The sequence below is a fragment of the Bradyrhizobium sp. BR 1433 genome, assembly GCF_051547665.1.
Classification (GTDB): domain Bacteria; phylum Pseudomonadota; class Alphaproteobacteria; order Rhizobiales; family Xanthobacteraceae; genus Bradyrhizobium; species Bradyrhizobium australafricanum.
In genome coordinates, this window is record NZ_JBPUGG010000001.1 from 6881798 (window position 1) to 6898925 (window position 17128).

15 protein-coding genes and 1 pseudogene are annotated in these 17128 nt (G+C 65.3%); 9 read left to right on the plus strand and 7 right to left on the minus strand.

Translation table 11 applies throughout. From position 1 onward, the window contains the following. Window positions 1-130 precede the first annotated feature (130 nt). The gene (locus tag ACSKB9_RS33065; protein WP_438078418.1) at window positions 131-619 is read right to left on the minus strand and encodes an Lrp/AsnC family transcriptional regulator; all 489 of its coding nucleotides are present in this window, start codon (window positions 617-619) and stop codon (window positions 131-133) included. A gap of 126 nt (window positions 620-745) precedes the next feature. Here ACSKB9_RS33065 and ald point away from each other — a divergent pair, with 126 nt between their 5' ends. Then, window positions 746-1861 carry an alanine dehydrogenase gene (ald, locus tag ACSKB9_RS33070; protein WP_438078420.1) on the plus strand — a complete coding sequence of 372 codons (1116 nt, stop codon included), beginning with the start codon at window positions 746-748 and terminating at the stop codon, window positions 1859-1861. Window positions 1862-2107: 246 nt separating this feature from the next. Here ald and ACSKB9_RS33075 read toward each other — a convergent pair whose 3' ends face one another. Continuing rightward, window positions 2108-2896, minus strand: coding sequence for an IclR family transcriptional regulator (locus ACSKB9_RS33075; protein ID WP_438078422.1), 789 nt, complete (start codon window positions 2894-2896; stop codon window positions 2108-2110). Between the two features lie 145 nt (window positions 2897-3041). On the opposite strand from ACSKB9_RS33075, the gene leuC reads away from it, so the two are divergent. From leuC to ACSKB9_RS33105, 6 genes are read left to right on the plus strand one after another with little or no spacing between them, the layout of a single operon-like run. Further along, on the plus strand, window positions 3042-4445 hold the full coding sequence (gene leuC, locus ACSKB9_RS33080; protein ID WP_438078424.1) for a 3-isopropylmalate dehydratase large subunit: 1404 nt from the start codon (window positions 3042-3044) through the stop codon (window positions 4443-4445). 3 nt (window positions 4446-4448) lie between these two features. Next, complete coding sequence (gene leuD, locus ACSKB9_RS33085; protein ID WP_438078426.1) at window positions 4449-5099, plus strand: 3-isopropylmalate dehydratase small subunit; 651 nt, start codon at window positions 4449-4451, stop codon at window positions 5097-5099. After that, window positions 5096-6229 carry a 3-isopropylmalate dehydrogenase gene (gene leuB, locus ACSKB9_RS33090; RefSeq protein WP_438080506.1) on the plus strand — a complete coding sequence of 378 codons (1134 nt, stop codon included), beginning with the start codon at window positions 5096-5098 and terminating at the stop codon, window positions 6227-6229. Before leuD ends, leuB begins: the two co-directional genes overlap by 4 nt. Beyond that, window positions 6229-7290 (plus strand): ABC transporter substrate-binding protein, encoded by a 1062-nt coding sequence (locus ACSKB9_RS33095; RefSeq protein ID WP_141340739.1) that lies wholly within the window; start codon window positions 6229-6231, stop codon window positions 7288-7290. The genes leuB and ACSKB9_RS33095 overlap by 1 nt, the downstream gene beginning before the upstream one ends. Further along, on the plus strand, window positions 7287-8120 hold the full coding sequence (locus ACSKB9_RS33100; protein ID WP_253625533.1) for an ABC transporter ATP-binding protein: 834 nt from the start codon (window positions 7287-7289) through the stop codon (window positions 8118-8120). The genes ACSKB9_RS33095 and ACSKB9_RS33100 overlap by 4 nt, the downstream gene beginning before the upstream one ends. Then, window positions 8117-8989 carry an ABC transporter permease gene (locus tag ACSKB9_RS33105; RefSeq protein WP_438078429.1) on the plus strand — a complete coding sequence of 291 codons (873 nt, stop codon included), beginning with the start codon at window positions 8117-8119 and terminating at the stop codon, window positions 8987-8989. Before ACSKB9_RS33100 ends, ACSKB9_RS33105 begins: the two co-directional genes overlap by 4 nt. 49 nt (window positions 8990-9038) lie before the next feature. On the opposite strand, the gene ACSKB9_RS33110 is transcribed toward ACSKB9_RS33105, so the two are convergent. Then, window positions 9039-9215 (minus strand): hypothetical protein, encoded by a 177-nt coding sequence (locus ACSKB9_RS33110; RefSeq protein ID WP_168857282.1) that lies wholly within the window; start codon window positions 9213-9215, stop codon window positions 9039-9041. Between the two features lie 218 nt (window positions 9216-9433). Between ACSKB9_RS33110 and ACSKB9_RS33115 the strand changes: the two genes are divergently transcribed. Then, the gene (locus tag ACSKB9_RS33115; protein WP_028333285.1) at window positions 9434-9691 is read left to right on the plus strand and encodes a hypothetical protein; all 258 of its coding nucleotides are present in this window, start codon (window positions 9434-9436) and stop codon (window positions 9689-9691) included. An 89-nt stretch (window positions 9692-9780) separates the two neighbouring features. After that, window positions 9781-11388 carry a CYTH and CHAD domain-containing protein gene (locus ACSKB9_RS33120; RefSeq protein ID WP_438078432.1) on the plus strand — a complete coding sequence of 536 codons (1608 nt, stop codon included), beginning with the start codon at window positions 9781-9783 and terminating at the stop codon, window positions 11386-11388. A 191-nt stretch (window positions 11389-11579) separates the two neighbouring features. On the opposite strand, the gene garD is transcribed toward ACSKB9_RS33120, so the two are convergent. The 4 genes and pseudogenes from garD to kdgD form a co-directional block, all read right to left on the minus strand. Then, window positions 11580-13121: a galactarate dehydratase gene (gene garD / locus ACSKB9_RS33125; protein WP_438078434.1), complete on the minus strand. Its 1542-nt coding sequence runs from the start codon at window positions 13119-13121 to the stop codon at window positions 11580-11582. A 183-nt stretch (window positions 13122-13304) separates the two neighbouring features. After that, window positions 13305-14752 (minus strand): annotated as a pseudogene (locus tag ACSKB9_RS33130) (aldehyde dehydrogenase family protein). Window positions 14753-14770: 18 nt separating this feature from the next. Continuing rightward, complete coding sequence (gene gudD, locus ACSKB9_RS33135) at window positions 14771-16126, minus strand: glucarate dehydratase (protein WP_076826060.1); 1356 nt, start codon at window positions 16124-16126, stop codon at window positions 14771-14773. Between the two features lie 43 nt (window positions 16127-16169). After that, window positions 16170-17111, minus strand: a complete 942-nt coding sequence (gene kdgD, locus ACSKB9_RS33140) for a 5-dehydro-4-deoxyglucarate dehydratase (protein ID WP_438078436.1) — start codon at window positions 17109-17111, stop codon at window positions 16170-16172. Window positions 17112-17128: the final 17 nt, after the last annotated feature.

Here is a 17128-nt window from a genome sequence, read left to right on the forward strand (position 1 = left end):
AATTCTGTCATAGAAGCCGACGAATCACGAACTAAAAATTGCGTGTGGGAGCGAGCCGGGCAGATCCGATTATGACAGTGCCCGATTGTGACAGTGCGCGATTGTGACAGTGCGCGGTGGTGCGTGACCGTCAGCCGCGCAGCGCGGTCTCGGGAATGGTGCGGCGGACCACCTCGCGCATCGCGAAGCTGGAATGGATGCGGGCGACGCCCGGCATCCGCGACAGATGCTGCTTGTGGATGCGCTCGAAGTCGGCGATGTCGCGGGCGATCACCTGCAGATGATAATCGTCGCTGCCCGACATCAGATGGCAGGACACGACGTCGGGACAGCGCGCGATCGCAGCTTCGAAGGCTGCGAGATAATCCTCGCTCTGCTTCTCCAGCGTGATGGTGACGACGACGGTCGTCACCAAGCCCAGCGCCGATGGTTCGAGGTCGACGCGGTAGCCGCGGATCACGCCGATCTCCTCGAGATGGCGGATGCGCCGCGCGCAGGCGGTCGGCGACAACCCGACCTTCTCGGCAAGCTCGATTTGGCTGGCGCGGGCATCAGCGACTAGCTCGGCGAGGATTCTGAGGTCGATACGATCGAGACCGTTCACGCAGATTTCCTTCAAGAGCTGAGCTGGAAGCGAAGGATATGGGCGTATTTTGCTGTGAGCAAGCCGGAAATCGTTGAGAAACGCCATGTGACGGGGCATAGCCTTGACGACGGCGGAAACGAATCCTTCAAGGAGCGGACCATGCGCATCGGCGTGCCCAAGGAAATCAAGGTCGAGGAATATCGGGTCGGGCTGACGCCTGCCTCGGTGCGGGAATATGTGGCGCACGGCCACGAGGTCGTGGTCCAGCGCGGCGCCGGTGACGGCATCGGTGCCGGCGACGACGTCTACACCCTGGCCGGCGCGCGCATCGCCGACACCGCCGAAGAAGTGTTTTCCGTCGCCGAGATGATCGTGAAAGTGAAGGAGCCGCAGCCGACCGAATGGATCAGGCTGCGCGAGGGACAGATCCTCTTCACCTATCTGCATCTCGCGCCCGACGTGCCGCAGACCGCGGGGCTGATCGCCTCCGGCTGCACGGCGGTGGCCTATGAGACGGTGACGGACGCACAAGGTGGACTGCCGCTGCTCGCGCCGATGAGCGAAGTCGCCGGCCGGCTCGCGATCGAGGCCGCGGGCGCCGCGCTGCGCAAATCCGCCGACGGCATGGGCAAGCTGCTCGGTGGCGTGCCCGGCGTTCCGCCGGCGCGGGTTGCGATCATCGGTGGCGGCGTGGTCGGCACCCATGCGGCGCGGATGGCGGCAGGCCTTGGCAGCGAAGTCACCATTCTCGACCGCTCATTGCCGCGGCTGCGCGCGCTCGACGACCTCTTCCTCGGCCGCGTCCGCACCCGTTACGCCACGCTGGAAGCGATCGAGCAAGAAGTCTTCGCGGCTGATGTTGTGATCGGCGCGGTGCTGGTGCCGGGCGCCAGCGCGCCAAAGCTGGTGTCGCGCGCGCAGCTTGCAGGCATGAAACGCCGCGCGGTGCTAGTCGACGTCGCGATCGACCAGGGCGGCTGCTTCGAGACCTCGAAGCCGACCACGCATCAGGCGCCGACTTACCTCGTTGATGACATCGTGCATTATTGCGTCGCCAATATGCCTGGCGCGGTGCCGGTCACCTCGAGCCACGCGCTCAATCATGCCACCTTGCCGTTCGGGCTGGCGCTGGCATCGAAGGGGCTGCGCGCGCTGGTCGAGGATCCGCATCTGCGCGCCGGCCTCAACGTGCATCGCGGCCGCATCACCAACCGCGCCGTGGCCGAAAGTCAGCATCTGTCGGCCGTGATGCCGGAAGAAGCGCTGGCGTCGTAGGAAATTCGAAAGATCTAACTGCAGCGCGGGTCTCAACCTCCCCTTGAAAAGGGGAGGTCGCTTTGCTCGCCAGAGCAAAGCGGGTGGGGATCGACTCTCTCCACATAGAGCGTCGCCTGCGGCTGACCCCCATCCCGACCTTCCCCCTTTCAGGGGGAAGGAGAAGACAGATATTTAGTCCGAATGCTTCGCTTCATCCGGGCTACGGCTCCGTCATCCGCACGACGCGTTATGCGTCCCAAGAGGTCATTTCTCAACGAATCTTGGCCCGGCTTCATCTGTCAATTCCTTCAGCCGGCTCTGCATGACTTCAATGATGTGCGCGCGCTTTGCCGCGATACGTTCGATGGGGCCGCCGATGCCGATAGCCAGCGGAGCGCGTCGCTTTGGCAGGGGAACGAGCATGCCTATTGTGTTTGCGCCTGGCGTCGTGCGGCCGCCTGTCTCGGAAAAGCCGCGGCGGCGAATGCGCTCGACCTCTTCGAGAAAGGCGAATTCGCGAACGCGTGCCGACTGACTCGGCTCCTCGGCATTGTTGCGCCGGATAATGCCGCGAATTTTGGTGTTCGGCATTTGGCTCAGCAGCACATGTCCGAGCGCGGTCCGCACCATCGGTCGTATTTGACCGGCTTGTGCCGTGTACTGAAGCTGAGAGCCGCCGGGGACAACGTGCAGATATTGCATCCCGGCGGCGCCGGCCTGTTGTCCGAGCATGACGGTTTCGCCGCCCGTCGCGGTCCAGAGTTCCTCCATCAGATCGGTGAGCTTGGTATCACGGAACGGGGAACGACGGATCCAGTCACCCAGCAAATTGACCCGGTAGCTCGGGATGAAGAGCCGGGTCTTTCGCTCGTATTCCAGGTAGTTCAATTCAACGAGACATCGAAGCAACACTGACGTACTCGACTGGGGCATCTCCAGCGCGGACGATATTTCAGTCACGGAAGCAGCCCGCTTTGTTTTCCGAAAGAACTCCAGAACTGCAAACGTCCGCATGGCCGATTTGACGACGGCCGTCTTATTCGGATTCGGCATGGCTGGCTCCTCGGCGGGTCAAGTACCGCACCTCCATCACATATGTGATGTTAGGGCAAAACTGCTTCACTTGACGACAACTTTGGCCCAGATTGGCGTCAATAAGATCAAGCCGCATGGAAACGCACAGAGCAGGGGAAGGCGGATGCCCGGCCGAAGTTTGCTCGAGAAGATCTGGGACCAGCATGTCATTGCTCGCCTCAGCGAAGACACAGACCTCCTTCATATCGACCGCCATCTGCTGCACGATCTCGGCGGCTCGCGCGGCCTGCTCGATCTCAAGAGCCGGGGCCTCAAGGTCCACAATCCCGAACTGACCTTCGCAACGCCGGATCATGCGCTGTCCACGGCGCCCGGCCGCGCCGGAACCAGCAAGATCGGACTGGAATTGCTGGCTGCGCTGCGGGTCGAGACCTCGGCGAGCGGCATCACGCTGTTCGACGTCGACCAGCCCGGCCAGGGCATCGTCCACGTCATCGGTCCGGAGCTCGGCTTGAGCCTGCCGGGGGCGACCATCGTCTGCGGCGACAGCCACACCTGCACCCATGGCGGCTTGGGGGCGCTCGCCTTCGGCATCGGATCGAGCGAGCTCACCCATGTGCTGGCGACGCAGGCGCTGATCCAGCGCCGCCCGAAGACGATGCGCGCGCGCTTCGAGGGCAAGCTGCCGCTCGGCGTCACCGCCAAGGACATGATCCTGGCGCTGATCGGCCATATCGGCGCCGCCGGCGGCGCTGGATATGCGGTCGAATATGCCGGCAGTGCGATCCGCGCGCTGCCGATCGAGGGCCGGCTCACGATCTGCAACCTCTCGATCGAGCTCGGTGCCAAGATGGGAATGGTGGCGCCGGACGAGAAGACCTTCGAATTCCTCCGCGGCCGTCCCTATGCGCCGCAAGGCGCGATGTGGGATCGTGCGGTGAAAGCGTGGCGCGAACTGCCGAGCGATCCCGACGCGGTGTTCGACCGCGAGGTCGTGATCGATGTCGAGAAGATCATCCCGCAGGTGACCTGGGGCATCAGCCCCGAGCACGTCGTCGGCGTCGATGGCGTGATTCCCGATCCGAAGGCGGCCGACGATCCCTTGCGGCGCGCCGCGATCGAGACGGCGCTGGAGTATATGGGCCTGCAAGGCGGGGCGCCGATCGCGGGCACGCCGGTCGATTGGGTGTTCATCGGCTCCTGCACCAACAGCCGGCTCAGCGATCTGCGCGCCGCGGCCGAGGTTGCGCGCGGCCGCAAGGTCGCGGCCGGGGTCCGCGCCTGGGTTGTGCCGGGTTCGGAGAACGTCAAGCGCGAGGCGGTCGCCGAAGGGCTCGACAAGATCTTCATCGACGCCGGCTTCGAGTGGCGCGAGCCGGGCTGCTCGATGTGCCTTGCCGCCAATGGCGAGGTGGTGGCGCCCGGACAGCGCTCGGTTTCGACCTCGAACCGCAATTTCGTCGGCCGGCAGGGGCCGCGCGCGCGGACGCATCTGGCGAGCCCCGCGAGCGCCGCAGCATCCGCCATTGCCGGCGCGATCGCCGATGTCAGGATGATGGGACGCTAGAGCATGCCAAAACCGTTCGACAAGCTCACCGCAACCGCCGCGCCGATTATGCGCGGCAATATCGATACCGACGTCATCATCCGCATCGAGCGGCTGGTGGGCAATTCGATCCGCGGCACGCTCGGTAAATGGGCGTTCGGCTCGCTGCGCTATCTGCCCGACGGCTCGGAGAATCCGGAGTTCATCCTGAACCGCGAGCCGTACCGGGAGGCGGAGATATTGGTGACCGGGCCGAATTTCGGCTGCGGCTCCTCGCGCGAGGGCGCGGTGTGGTCGCTGCAGGAGCGCGGCATCCGCGCCATCATCGGCTCCGGCTTCGGCGACATCTTCTTCGCCAACTGCTTCCAGAACGGAATCCTCCCCATCATCGTCGACAAGGCGGTGGTCGATCAGCTTGCCGCCGACATCGACGCGACGCAGGGCGCGGGCAAGGTCTCGATCGACCTCGAGGCCCAGACCGTCGTCTCGCCGTCGGGCGCGCGGCATTCGTTCGAGATCGATCCGCGGCGGCGCGAGGGGCTATTGAAGGGGCTCGACGAGGTGGCGCTGACGCTGCAGCGCGACGACGAGATCCACGCCTTCCAGGCCTCCGACCGCGCGGCGCGGCCATGGATTCATTCGACAACGACATCCGCTTCAAGGACACCGGCATGAGCACGCAATCCAATATGGTCAAGGTCGCCGTCGTCGGCGGCGAGGGCATCGGCCCCGAGGTCACCGCGCAGTCGCGCCGCGTGCTCGACTGGTTCGCGGCGAAGCGCGGCGTTCCGATGACGCTGCGCGAGGCGCAATACGGCCTGATCCCGTATCTGGCGACCGGCAAGGTGCTGCCCGAGGACACCGCCGAGGCGATGGACGAGGCCGATGCGATCCTGTGGGGTGCGACCGGCGGGCCGGAGACCACCGAAGTGCCGGCCGCGGCACGCAAGGCCGGCAGTCTGCTCGGCCTGCGCAGCAAATACGATCTCTATGCCAATCTGCGGCCGATCGTGGCGAGCCCGGCCCTGTCGGCCTCCGCGCCGCTCAAGGCCGAGGTGCTCGACGGCGTCGATTTCGTCATCATCCGCGAATTGACCAGCGGCATCTATTTCGGCGAGCCGCGCGGCATCGAGACGCTGCCCGACGGGCAGCGCCGCGGCTTCAACACCGAGCAATACACCACGAACCAGATCCGCCGCGTGGCGCGCTCGGCCTTCGAACTGGCGCGGACCCGGCGCAACAAGGTCTGCTCGGTCGACAAGGCCAATGTGCTGGAGACCAGTGTGCTTTGGCGCGAGGAGGTGATCAAGCTGCACAAGGAGGAGTTCTCCGATGTCGAGCTGACCCATCTCTATGTCGACAACGCCGCGATGCAGATCGTGCGCGAGCCGCGGCAGTTCGACGTGATGGTGACCGGCAACATCTTCGGCGACATCCTGTCGGACTGCGCGGCGATGGCTTCGGGCTCGCTCGGCATGCTGCCGTCGGCCTCGCTCGGCCCGGTCGATCGCTTCGGCCGGCGCAAGGCGCTCTATGAGCCGGTGCATGGCAGCGCGCCCGATATCGCGGGCAAGGGCATCGCCAATCCGCTCGGTTCGATCCTGAGTGTCGCGATGCTGCTGCGCCTGACGCTGAACCGGCCCGAGGACGCCGACCTGCTCGAGAAGGCGGTGCAGACCGCGCTGGCCTCCGGCGCCCGCACGGCCGATATCGCCGAGGCCGGGGCGAAAAAGCTGTCGACTGTCCAGATGGGCGATGCGGTGCTCGGCGCACTCGACAGGATCTCGGCCAAGGAGCACGCGTGATGGCGCGCCTCACCATGCCCCACATTTCAAGGCGATCGGCGCTGACGGTCATCGCCGCCGGCGGCGCCGCGCTGGCGACTGGGCGTGCGTGGGCGCAGGCGGCCGCGGGCCGCGCGATCTATCCGGTCGCGGTGCCAGTCTATCAGACGCAGTTCGTCGCCGACCGTATAGGCTACTTCAAGGAGGCCGGGCTCGACTGCAAGCTGGTGCAGGGCGGCAGCGGCGTGAAGACCCGCGAGATCATCGCCTCGTCGCAGGGCGATATCGGCATCGGCGACGTCACCCATCCGATGCAGCTGACCAATCACGGCCGCGCCGCGCGCGTGCTGTTGCCGGTCGACACGCGATCGAACTCGGTGATGTTCATTATCCGTAAGGACCTGAAGGACCAGGGCATCAACTCGCTGGAGGCGTTCACGCAATGGAAGCGGCCCGATGGCCGCAAGCCGATCGTCTCGGTCTCCTCGCTCGGCGGCACCAACCATGTCTGGTCGTCCTACTACATGGAAACCATGGGGCTTGACGACAAGGTGACCTGGATCGGCACCGGCAATGTCGACACCATGCTGGGATCGCTGAAGTCGAAGCAGGTCGATATCCTCGTCAGCTCGCTGTCGCTGTTGAACGAGGCACAGCAGCAGGGCTGGGGCGAATTGCTGTTCGATGGCACCGACGAGGCGATCTGGAACAAGCATATCGGCGGCAAGGTGCCGGTCACGGCGCATTTCACGCTGCAAGCCACCATCGACAAGGACCCGGCCAAGATGCAGGCCTACGTCACCGCGCTGTGGCGGGCCTCGCAGTGGATCAAGACCCACAAGCCGACCGAGGTCTACGACGCCATCGAGCCCTATGTCGGCAGCACCTCGCGCGAGGCCAATCTGCTGGAGATTACGTCGATCCAGAAGGTCGCGGACTATGAGGGCTCGATCGACGCCGCGAGCTTCGCTCGCGGCGAGAAGGTCTGGTTCCGCGAGATGACCGGCATCAAGCCGCTCAAGATCGCCGACGTGGTCAATTCCAACCTGATCGAAGCGGCGCGAAAGGCCTATCCGGGTTGAGCGCGCTCGAGACGAGCGCAACCGTATCGCCGCGCGCCTCGGCCGATCGCCGCGTCGAGGTCAAGGGCCTGAGCAAGTCGTTCCAGCTCGCCAAAACCACGATCGAGGCCGTGCGCGACGTGACCTTCGACGTCCGCCGCGGCGAGTTCGTCGCGCTGCTCGGGCCGTCGGGCTCCGGCAAGAGCACCGTGCTCAACATGATCGCCTCGCTGATCCGCCCGACCGGCGGCGAGATCCTGATCGACGGCAAGCGCGTCGTCGCCGGCAAGGCGACGCCCAACGTCGGCTACGTGTTCCAGCGCGACACGCTGTTTCCGTGGCGGACCGTCGGCGACAATATCGGCTACGGGCTGGAGCTATCAGGCGTGCCGGCGCACGAACGGAAGGAGCGCATCGCCGAATGCGTCGCGCAAGCCGGCCTGAAGGGATTCGAGAACGCCTATCCGTCGGCGCTGTCGGGCGGCATGCGCCAGCGCGCGGCGCTGATGCGGACGCTGATCGTCGAGCCGCAGATTCTCCTGATGGACGAGCCGTTCGGCGCGCTCGACACCCACACCAAGATCGACATGCACGAGGTGCTGCTCCGGATCTGGGAGCGCGAGCAGCAGACCGTGCTGTTCGTGACCCACGATCTCGGCGAGGCGTTGACATTGGCCGACCGCATCATCCTGTTCTCGGCGCGGCCGGGCCGGATCAAGGACATGTTCGAGGTCGATTTCGACCGCCCGCGCGATGCGGTGAAGGTGCGCGAAACCCCGCATTATGCCGAGCTGTTCCAGCACATCTGGCATTCGCTGGGCGAGGAATTCGTCAGGGGCCGCAGCACATGAAGAGGTACGGCACGCTCGGCACGGTCGGCTGGCAGGTCCTGATCTGCGCAGTCGTGCTGTCGGTCTGGCAATGGGGCTACGACCTCCGCACCAAACCGCCCTGGCTGGTGCCCGACCTGCTCGATCCCTACTTCATCTCGAAGCCGTCGATGATCTTCGACAACTTCCTGATCCAGAGCTGCCTGACCTCGAAGCTCGGCGCCTTCAACGGCTGGTTCAATGGCGACTTCGGAAAGTGCCTGGCGCGCAACGAGAACAACCTCTGGGCCGCGACCGCCATCACCCTGAAGAACACTTTCTTCGGCTTCGTCACCGGCGTTGTCAGCGGCTTCATCGCGGGGCTGATCCTGGGACGATCCGACCGCCTGAGCGCGATCTTTCAGCCCTTCATCACCGCGGTGAACTCGATCCCGCGGATCGCGCTGGCGCCGATCATCGTGCTGGCATTCGGGATCGGCGACATGTCGAAGATCGTGACGTCCTGGATCGTCGTCGTGTTCCTCGTGTTCTTCAACACCTTCGAGGGCGCGCGCTCGATCGACGAGGGCTTCACCAATGCCGCGCGGCTGCTTGGCGCCAGCGAATGGCAGATCACCCGGACGGTGGTGATCCCCTCGACCATGGCCTGGGTGTTCGCTTCGCTGACGCCTGCGATCTCCTTCGCGCTGATCGGCGTGATCGTCGGCGAGTTCATCGGCGCCGAGCGCGGCATCGGTCGCCTCATCATCGAATTGGAGGCGCGCGGCGAGGCCTCGGGCATGATGGTTGCTGTCGTGGTGCTGATGCTGGTCGGTGTGGTGCTGTCGGCGATCATCTGGCGGCTGCAGGCCTATCTGTTGCGCTGGCAGCGGCAACGCAGCGCCGAATAGGCCGCGGGGCCGTGGCGACGTCGCATTTGCCGCCACGGCTGGCCCGGATCTAGGCTGCATTTTCCGATGGCGAGGTCTCGCCGTCGAGCCAGTCCTGTTCCTTTGCCAGCGCGCGCCAGGCCGCTTCCATTCGCTTGAAGCGATTGTAGGTCGGCCCGTCGTCGGCACGCTCGGCAAGTTGCGCGCAGTTCTCCGCATTGTCGCGGAAGTGCTGTGACTGTTTCATGGAACGTCCTCCTGTTAGTTAAGGACGTGGGACATCAATTCAGGCTATTCAACGCGTGGAACATGGGTATTTCGCCACACAGATGAATGCCTGTTCAGCGAGTTCCCGGCGCGATATTTCGCAACTGAGCGTGAGCAATTGCAGCACGGTCGATACAGGAACGGTGCGTCGCACTCGACGTTCCTCCTTCCCGTCGCAACTGGAGGAGGAGAGACGGCATGAGGACGTATCTGCTAGCCGCGGCCATGGTGACCGCAATCGCATCGCCTGTGTTCGCCGATGATATCGGTGTCCGCGCAGGTCCCGTCGGCGCGGGCGTAACGGTTGGTCGGGCACCCGAATATCGCGATCGCGATCGTGATCGCACCACGGTGATCAGGGAGCGTGAGCCGCGCCATGACCGGACCACGGTCATCAAGAAGCGGGACGAATTCGGCAATCGCAGCAAGACCGTCATCCATAACGACGACGATTGACGCCAACTCAGGCGATCCTGTGTGAGCATGAACGTCCGTCGCTGACCTCGTCACGGCGGACGTTTGCTTGGTGCCCCAGGCTTGGAGCGATGATGGCGGCCGAGACGGAGCTCAAATTCCACGTTCCCGCGCGCAAGCTCAAGGGACTGAAGAAACCGCGGGTCGCCGGCAGCAAGAGCGGTGCACCATCCGAGAGCGATCTCGTCTCGACCTATTTCGACACTGCGAAACACAAGCTGAGGCGGCACCGACTGACGCTGCGCGTGCGGCGGGATGGCGGCAACTATGTTCAGACGATCAAGTCGGCGGCGGGTCCGCAGTTTGAACGGGGCGAATGGGAGACCGACCTTGCGGACGGACACTTCGACCTCGACAAGGCCGAGGGTACGCCGCTCGAAAAGCTCGCGTCCGGCAGGCTGGGTCGCAAGCTGAAGCCGGTGTTCGAAACGTCGGTCCGGCGTATCACCGTGCCGCTGCGGACCAAACGCAGCGAGATCGAACTCGCGATCGATCGCGGCTACACCACGGCCGGGCACCGTTCGCGCCGAATCGACGAGGTCGAACTCGAACTCAAGAGCGGCCGCCCGCTCGACCTGTTCCGGGTCGCAAGGGCGCTGGAGCGGAAGGCGGCGGCGGAGCTCGATCTGCGCTCGAAAGCCGAACACGGCTATGAACTTGCCGATGGCGAGGAGCATGTCGTCGTCTCCGCCGGGAGCATCGTGCTCGACGCCGGACTTACCGCCGGCGCGGCGTTCCGGGTGATCGCGCGCGCCGCGCTTCGTCACTTCTCGTCGAATGCCGAGGCCGTCCGCGAGGGCGAGGCGGAAGGCATTCACCAAATGCGGGTTGGGTTGCGGCGGCTGCGCGCCGCGATCTCGCTGTTCTCGAAGATCCTGACCGTGGCCCCGACGGAAGACATCAAGACGCAGCTGAAGTGGCTCACCAATGCGCTCGCCCCGGCGCGCGAGCTTGACGTGTTCGTCAAGGAAGATATCGAGCCAGCATCGCATGACGCGCTGCTGCGGCGCGGCGGAAAAGCGATCCGGCAGGAATTTTCCGGCCGCCGTGATCGCGCATTTGCCGGCGCGAGGCACGCGGTCAATTCGCGGCGCTATCGGTCCATGCTGATCGATACGTTGCAATGGATCGAGGCAAAGCAGACCGTTGCCGCGGAGGACGAAGGCGGTCCGATCAAGGAATTCGCCGCCGCGCTGCTGCATCGCCGCATCAGGAAGCTGCGCAAGGATGGCCGGCGTCTCGACGAGCTGTCGGCCCAGGAGCGGCACAAGGTGCGCATCAGGGCCAAGAAGCTCAGATACGCGATCGACTTCTTCGAAAGCCTGTTTCCGCGCAAGGGTGAGCGCAAGCAACTCGCGCGGCTGTCCAGGCACCTGAAGCGGGTCCAGGATGCGCTTGGCTCGCTCAACGATTTTGTCGCGCACCGCAAGCTGGCGGTCGATGCGACGCTGAAGTCCCCGCATCGGAAGGAGCGCGCCAGCGCCTTCGCCTCGGGCGTTGTGCTTGGCCGAGAGGAACAGGCGGTCAAGCCGCTGATCAAGGTCGCCGCCAGGGAAGTGAGAGGAACTCGAGAAATTTTGACGAGCGTGTGGTGGCGAACCCCGGACATCTATGCTGCTGGTGATGCCCCCGACTGCCTCTCCCGTTCGGCCGCTTCGATGCGACATTCCTCCGCGTAGGCACGCAGGCGCTCGGCCGTCGACGAGTCCATGCCGGTGCGTGCCAGCCGCTCGGCGCGGTCGGCCTGATCTCTGAGATCATTGATGGTCCGGGTCATGTGTGCCTCCATGCCCAGACAATTTGAATCGAATTGCGACGTTCCCCGGCCGATCAGGACGTGGCTAACGGGTGGTTAAGGAGGCACGGTTGCTCAGGTCACCGGCGCCGGGTTGAACAGCGTCAGATCGTTGTGGATGCCCCAGCGGTCCGACCATGGCTTGGTGCGCCCGCTCGCGACGTCGAGGATCAGGCGGAACAGGTCCCAGCCGGTTTCCTCGATGGTCTTCTCGCCGGTGGCGATGCAGCCGGCGTCGAAATCGATCAGGTCCTTCCAGCGCCGTGCCAGCTCGCTGCGGGTCGCGACCTTGATGACAGGCGCAGCGGCGAGGCCATACGGCGTGCCGCGGCCGGTGGTGAACACCTGCAAGGTCATGCCGGAGGCGAGCTGCAGCGTGCCGCAGATGAAGTCGCTGGCGGGTGTCGCCGCAAACAGCATGCCCTTCTGCCGCGCCTTCTCGCCCGGCGACAGTACGCCCGCGATCGGGCCGGAGCCCGACTTGACAATCGAGCCGAGCGACTTCTCGACGATGTTGGCAAGGCCGCCCTTCTTGTTGCCAGGCGTGGTGTTGGCGCTGCGGTCGGCGCCGCCGCGGGCGAGATAGGCGTCATACCATTCCATCTCGCGGATCAGCGCGCGGCCGACATCCTCGTTGACCGCGCGGCGGGTCAGCAGCTGGATCGCGTCGCGCACCTCGGTGACTTCCGAGAACATCACAGTCGCGCCGGCGCGCACCAAGAGGTCGGCGGCAAAGCCCACCGCGGGGTTCGCGGTCACGCCGGAGAACGCGTCGCTGCCGCCGCATTGCAGGCCGATCACAAGGTCAGCGGCCGGGCAGATCTCGCGCTTGCGGGCGTTGAGCACCTTCAGCCGGGCCTCGGCCTGGGTCATGATGGCGTCGACGATGGCGCCGAAGCCGTCAAACGCTTCGTCCTGCATCCGCACGATGGCATCGCCGACGCCCTCCGGCACCAGCCGTTCCGGCGCGAGCTTCTCGCAGCCGAGCCCGACGACGAGGATCTCGCCGCCGAAATTCGGATTGAGCGCGAGATTCTGCAGCGTGCGGATCGGCACCACGGCGTCGGGTGCGGTGATCGCGACGCCGCAGCCATAGGCGTGCGTCAACGGCACGACGTCGTCGACATTGGGATATTTCGGCAAGAGCTCGGCGCGGATGCGCTTCACGGCATATTCCATCGTGCCCTTGACGCATTGCACGGAGGAGGAGATGCCAAGGATGTTCTTGGTGCCGACCGAGCCGTCGGGATTGCGATAGCCCTCGAAGGTGAAGCCTTCGAGCGGCGGCAGCACCGGCGGCACCGCGGTCGCGATCTCGAGCTGATCGAGCGGTGGCGCGTCGGGCATGCGGATGCGGGCCTCGTCGACCCACTCACCCGCCAGGATCGGAGAGAGCGCGTGGCCGATCACCTCGCCATAGCGGATGATCGGGGCGCCTTCGGCGATGTCTTCCAGCGCGGTCTTGTGGCCCTGCGGCACGAAGGCGCGCAGCGTCAGGCCCGGGGCGAAGCGCGAGCCGGCGGGCAGGCCGAAATCATTCACGACGATCGCGACATTGTCGCGCTCGTTGAGCTTGATGTAGCGGGGCCGCTCCTGGGCGCCGATCGACTGGTCCATGTGGCTTCTCCTGACTTTTTCTTCACCTCTCCCGCTTGCGGGGGAGGTCGCATCGCATCGAAGATGCGATGCGGGTGGGGCTCTCTCCACAGTACTGATTCGTGGAAGAGCCCACCCGAACCCTTCCCCGCAGGCGGGAGAGGGGCGCAGCGTCTTACGCGACTGCACTCTGTTTCAACTGCTTCAGCCCGGGAACGTGTAAGCCGTCTTCACCGTGGTGTAGAACTCGCGGGCATAGGCACCCTGTTCGCGTGCGCCGTAGCTCGAGCCTTTGCGGCCGCCGAACGGGACGTGATAGTCGACGCCGGCGGTCGGCAGGTTGACCATGACCATGCCGGCCTCGCTGCTGCGCTTGTAGTGCGAGGCGTATTTCAGGCTTGACGTGCAGATGCCCGAGGCAAGGCCGAACTCGGTGTCGTTGGAGATCGCCAGCGCCTCTTCATAATCCTTGGCGCGGATCACGCAGGCGACCGGACCAAAGATCTCCTCGCGGGCGATCCGCATCTGGTTGGTCGCCTCGGTGAACAGCGCCGGCTGCAGATAGAAGCCGGGCGTCTCGCGGTTCAACAATTCGCCGCCCCAGTGCAGGCGGGCGCCTTCGTCCTGCCCGATCTTGATGTAGCGCAGGTCCTGGTCGAGCTGGCTCTGGTCGACGACCGGGCCGACATGTACGCCGCTCTTCAGCGCGTCGTCCACCGAAAGTCCCTTCATGCGCTCGGTCATCGCGGCGACGAAGCGGTCGTGAATTCCCGCGGTGACGATCAGGCGCGAGGACGCCGTGCAGCGCTGGCCGGTCGAGAAATAGGCGCCGTTGACGGCGACCTCGACCGCGACCTTCACGTCGGCGTCGTCGAGCACGACCAGCGGGTTCTTGCCGCCCATCTCGAGCTGGAACTTCTTCATGGGGTTGGAGAGCACGCAGGCCTGCGCGATCTTGCGGCCGGTCTGCACCGAGCCGGTGAGCGAGATCGCGGCAACGTCGGGATGATCGAGCAGGGTCTGGCCGACCACCGAGCCCGAGCCGACCACGAGGTTGAAGACCCCCGAGGGAATGCCGGAACGCGCGATGATCTCGGACAGCGCATGGGCGGAGCCCGGCACCAGCTCGGCCGGCTTGAACACGACCGCGTTGCCGTAGCAGAGCGCCGGCGCGATCTTCCACGCCGGGATCGCGATCGGGAAATTCCACGGCGTGATCATGCCGACAACGCCGACCGGCTCGCGGGTGATCTCGACGTCGAGCCCGGGCGCACCGATGCGCCCTTCTCGCCCATTAGCCGCAGCGCTTCGCCGGCAAAGAACGCAAAGATCTGCCCGGCGCGCGCCACCTCGCCGATGCCTTCCGGCAGCGTCTTGCCCTCCTCGCGGGCGAGCAGGCGGCCGAGCTCTTCCTTGCGGGCGAGGATTTCGACGGAAATCCTGGTCAGCGCGTCGAAGCGTTCCTGCGGCGTCGACCGTGCCCAGGCCGGGAAGGCGGCCTTCGCGGCGGCGATCGCCTTTTCGGTCTGCGCCTTGTCGGCCCTGGCGTATTCGCCGACCACGTCTTTGGTGTTGGAGGGGTTGATGTCCCGCGTGATGCCTGTTCCGTCGACCCATTCGCCGGCGATGAAGTTCTTCTGGTGAGCGGTCATGTTTCCAACCTTTCTTGTTTAGCGCACGAGGCAGGGACGCTTGTCGTCGAAGGTCCACCCCTGGATCAGGAACTGCATGGCCAGCGCGTCGTCGCGGGCGCCGAGACCATGCTGCTTGTATAGCGCGTTCGCGGCCTCGATGGCACCGCGATCGAGCTCGATGCCGAGGCCCGGCCGATCCGGGATTGCGATCTTGCCGCCCTTGATCTGCAGCGGCTGGCGCGTCAACGCCTGGCCGTCCTGCCAGATCCAGTGGGTGTCGATCGCCGTCACCTTGCCGGGCGCGGCGGCTCCGACATGGGTGAACATCGCCAGCGAAATATCGAAATGGTTGTTGGAGTGCGAGCCCCAGGTCAGGCCGTTGTCGCGGCAGGTCTGCGCCACCCGCACCGAGCCCTGCATGGTCCAGAAATGCGGATCGGCGAGCGGAATGTCGACTGCGCCAAGCCGCAATGCGTGCGAGAGTTGGCGCCAGTCGGTCGCGATCATGTTGGTCGCGGTCGGCAGCCCGGTGGCGCGGCGGAACTCGGCCATGATCTCACGACCGGAGAAGCCGGCCTCGGCACCGCAGGGATCCTCGGCATAGGCGAGCACGCCATGCATGTTGCTGCACAGCCGGATCGCCTCGTCGAGCGACCAGGCGCCGTTCGGGTCGAGCGTGACGCGCGCCTTCGGGAAGCGTTTTGCAATTGCGGTGACGGCCTCGATCTCCTCTTCGCCCCTGAGCACGCCGCCCTTGAGCTTGAAATCGGCAAAGCCGTAATGCGCCTGCGTCGCTTCGGCGAGGCGCACGATCGCATCCGGCGTCATTGCAACCTGATGGCGCAGATCGAACCAGTCGGGCTTGCCGGTCTCGCCCTCGACGTAAGGCAGGTTGGTCTTCCTGCGGTCGCCGACGAAGAAGAGATAGCCGAGCGTCTCGACGCTGGCGCGCTGCTGGCCTTCGCCAAGCAGCGCCGCGACCGGGAGATTGAGATGCTGGCCGAGCAGGTCGAGCAGCGCGGATTCCACTGCGGTGACCGCATGGATGGTGACGCGGAGGTCGAAGGTCTGCTTGCCACGGCCGCCGGCGTCGCGATCGGCGAAGGCCTGGCGCATCGAGGCCAGGATGTTGTTGCAGGCGCCGATGGTCTGGCCGACGACGAGGTCGCTTGCGTCCTCGAGCGTCTTCTTGATCTTCTCGCCGCCCGGCACCTCGCCGACGCCGGTGTGGCCGGAGTTGTCGGTGAGGATAACGAGGTTGCGGGTGAAGAACGGCGCATGCGCACCGCTCAGATTGAGGAGCATGCCGTCGCGGCCGGCGACCGGGATCACCTCCATCGCCGTGACAACAGGTGCGCCGGCAAAGCCGGTGCGGATCGTGTCCTGGATCATCTGCTCCTCCCTTCGTCCTTTGCTGTTTTCGCGGCCGTTCAGCTTATTCTGCGGCCTGCTGCGCGGCGGCCTGCGGCAGCTTCGCCACCAGCGCCGCGAGCTCGCCGATCTCCTGCTCGGTAAGATCAGTCAGCGGCGGCCGCACCGGGCCGGAGTAGCGGCCGATCACCTTCATGCCGGCCTTGATAATCGACACCGCATAACCCTTCCTGCGGTTGCGTATCGCGATCAGCGGCAGGATGAAATCCTTCAGACCTGCATGGATGGTCTGATGATCGCGCCGGCGCACCGCGGCGTAGAAACTGGTGGCGAATTCCGGCACGAAGTTGAACACCGCCGACGAATAGGTGGTCACGCCCATGTCGAGATAGGGCAGGGCAAAGGTCTCCGCGGTCGGCAGGCCGCCGATATAAGTCAGGCGGTCGCCGAGCCGGGTGTAGACACGGGTCATCAGCTCGATATCGCCGATGCCGTCCTTGTAGCCGACGAGGTTCGGGCAGCGCTCGCAGAGGCGCGCCAGCGTATCAGGCTGCAGGATCGCATTGTCGCGGTTGTAGACGATGACGCCGATCTTAACCGATGCGCACACCGCCTCGACATGGGCAGCGAGGCCGTCCTGCTCGGCATGCGTGAGATAGGGCGGCAGCAGCAGCAGACCGTCGGCGCCGGCCTTCTCGGCGCCGACCGCGATCTCGCGCGCGATCGCGGTGCCGTAGCCGGTGCCGGCCAGCACGGGAACACGGCCCTTGGTCTCGTCGACCGCGACCTTCACGACGTGGGGAACTTCACTCGGCGTCAGCGAGAAGAACTCGCCGGTGCCGCCGGCGGCGAACAGGCCGGCAACGTCATAGCCGCACAGCCAGTCCATGTTGGCGCGATAGGTCGCCTCGTCAAACGAATAGTCCGCGTTGAACGGGGTCACGGGAAAGGACAGGAGGCCGCCACCGATTCTCGCGGCCATCTCCTGAGGGGTCATCTTGCTCATGGCGCCACTCCTTGAAT

Coding starts and splice junctions, on each gene's coding strand:
- gudD (WP_076826060.1), bottom strand. CDS start 16,126: ATGATCCAGGACACGATCCGCACCGGCTTTGCCGGCGCACCTGTTGTC.
- kdgD (WP_438078436.1), bottom strand. CDS start 17,111: ATGAGCAAGATGACCCCTCAGGAGATGGCCGCGAGAATCGGTGGCGGC.
- ald (WP_438078420.1), top strand. CDS start 746: ATGCGCATCGGCGTGCCCAAGGAAATCAAGGTCGAGGAATATCGGGTC.
- ACSKB9_RS33120 (WP_438078432.1), top strand. CDS start 9,781: ATGATGGCGGCCGAGACGGAGCTCAAATTCCACGTTCCCGCGCGCAAG.
- ACSKB9_RS33095 (WP_141340739.1), top strand. CDS start 6,229: ATGGCGCGCCTCACCATGCCCCACATTTCAAGGCGATCGGCGCTGACG.
- ACSKB9_RS33110 (WP_168857282.1), bottom strand. CDS start 9,215: ATGAAACAGTCACAGCACTTCCGCGACAATGCGGAGAACTGCGCGCAA.
- ACSKB9_RS33105 (WP_438078429.1), top strand. CDS start 8,117: ATGAAGAGGTACGGCACGCTCGGCACGGTCGGCTGGCAGGTCCTGATC.
- garD (WP_438078434.1), bottom strand. CDS start 13,121: ATGGACCAGTCGATCGGCGCCCAGGAGCGGCCCCGCTACATCAAGCTC.
- ACSKB9_RS33075 (WP_438078422.1), bottom strand. CDS start 2,896: ATGCCGAATCCGAATAAGACGGCCGTCGTCAAATCGGCCATGCGGACG.
- leuD (WP_438078426.1), top strand. CDS start 4,449: ATGCCAAAACCGTTCGACAAGCTCACCGCAACCGCCGCGCCGATTATG.
- leuB (WP_438080506.1), top strand. CDS start 5,096: ATGAGCACGCAATCCAATATGGTCAAGGTCGCCGTCGTCGGCGGCGAG.
- leuC (WP_438078424.1), top strand. CDS start 3,042: ATGCCCGGCCGAAGTTTGCTCGAGAAGATCTGGGACCAGCATGTCATT.
- ACSKB9_RS33115 (WP_028333285.1), top strand. CDS start 9,434: ATGAGGACGTATCTGCTAGCCGCGGCCATGGTGACCGCAATCGCATCG.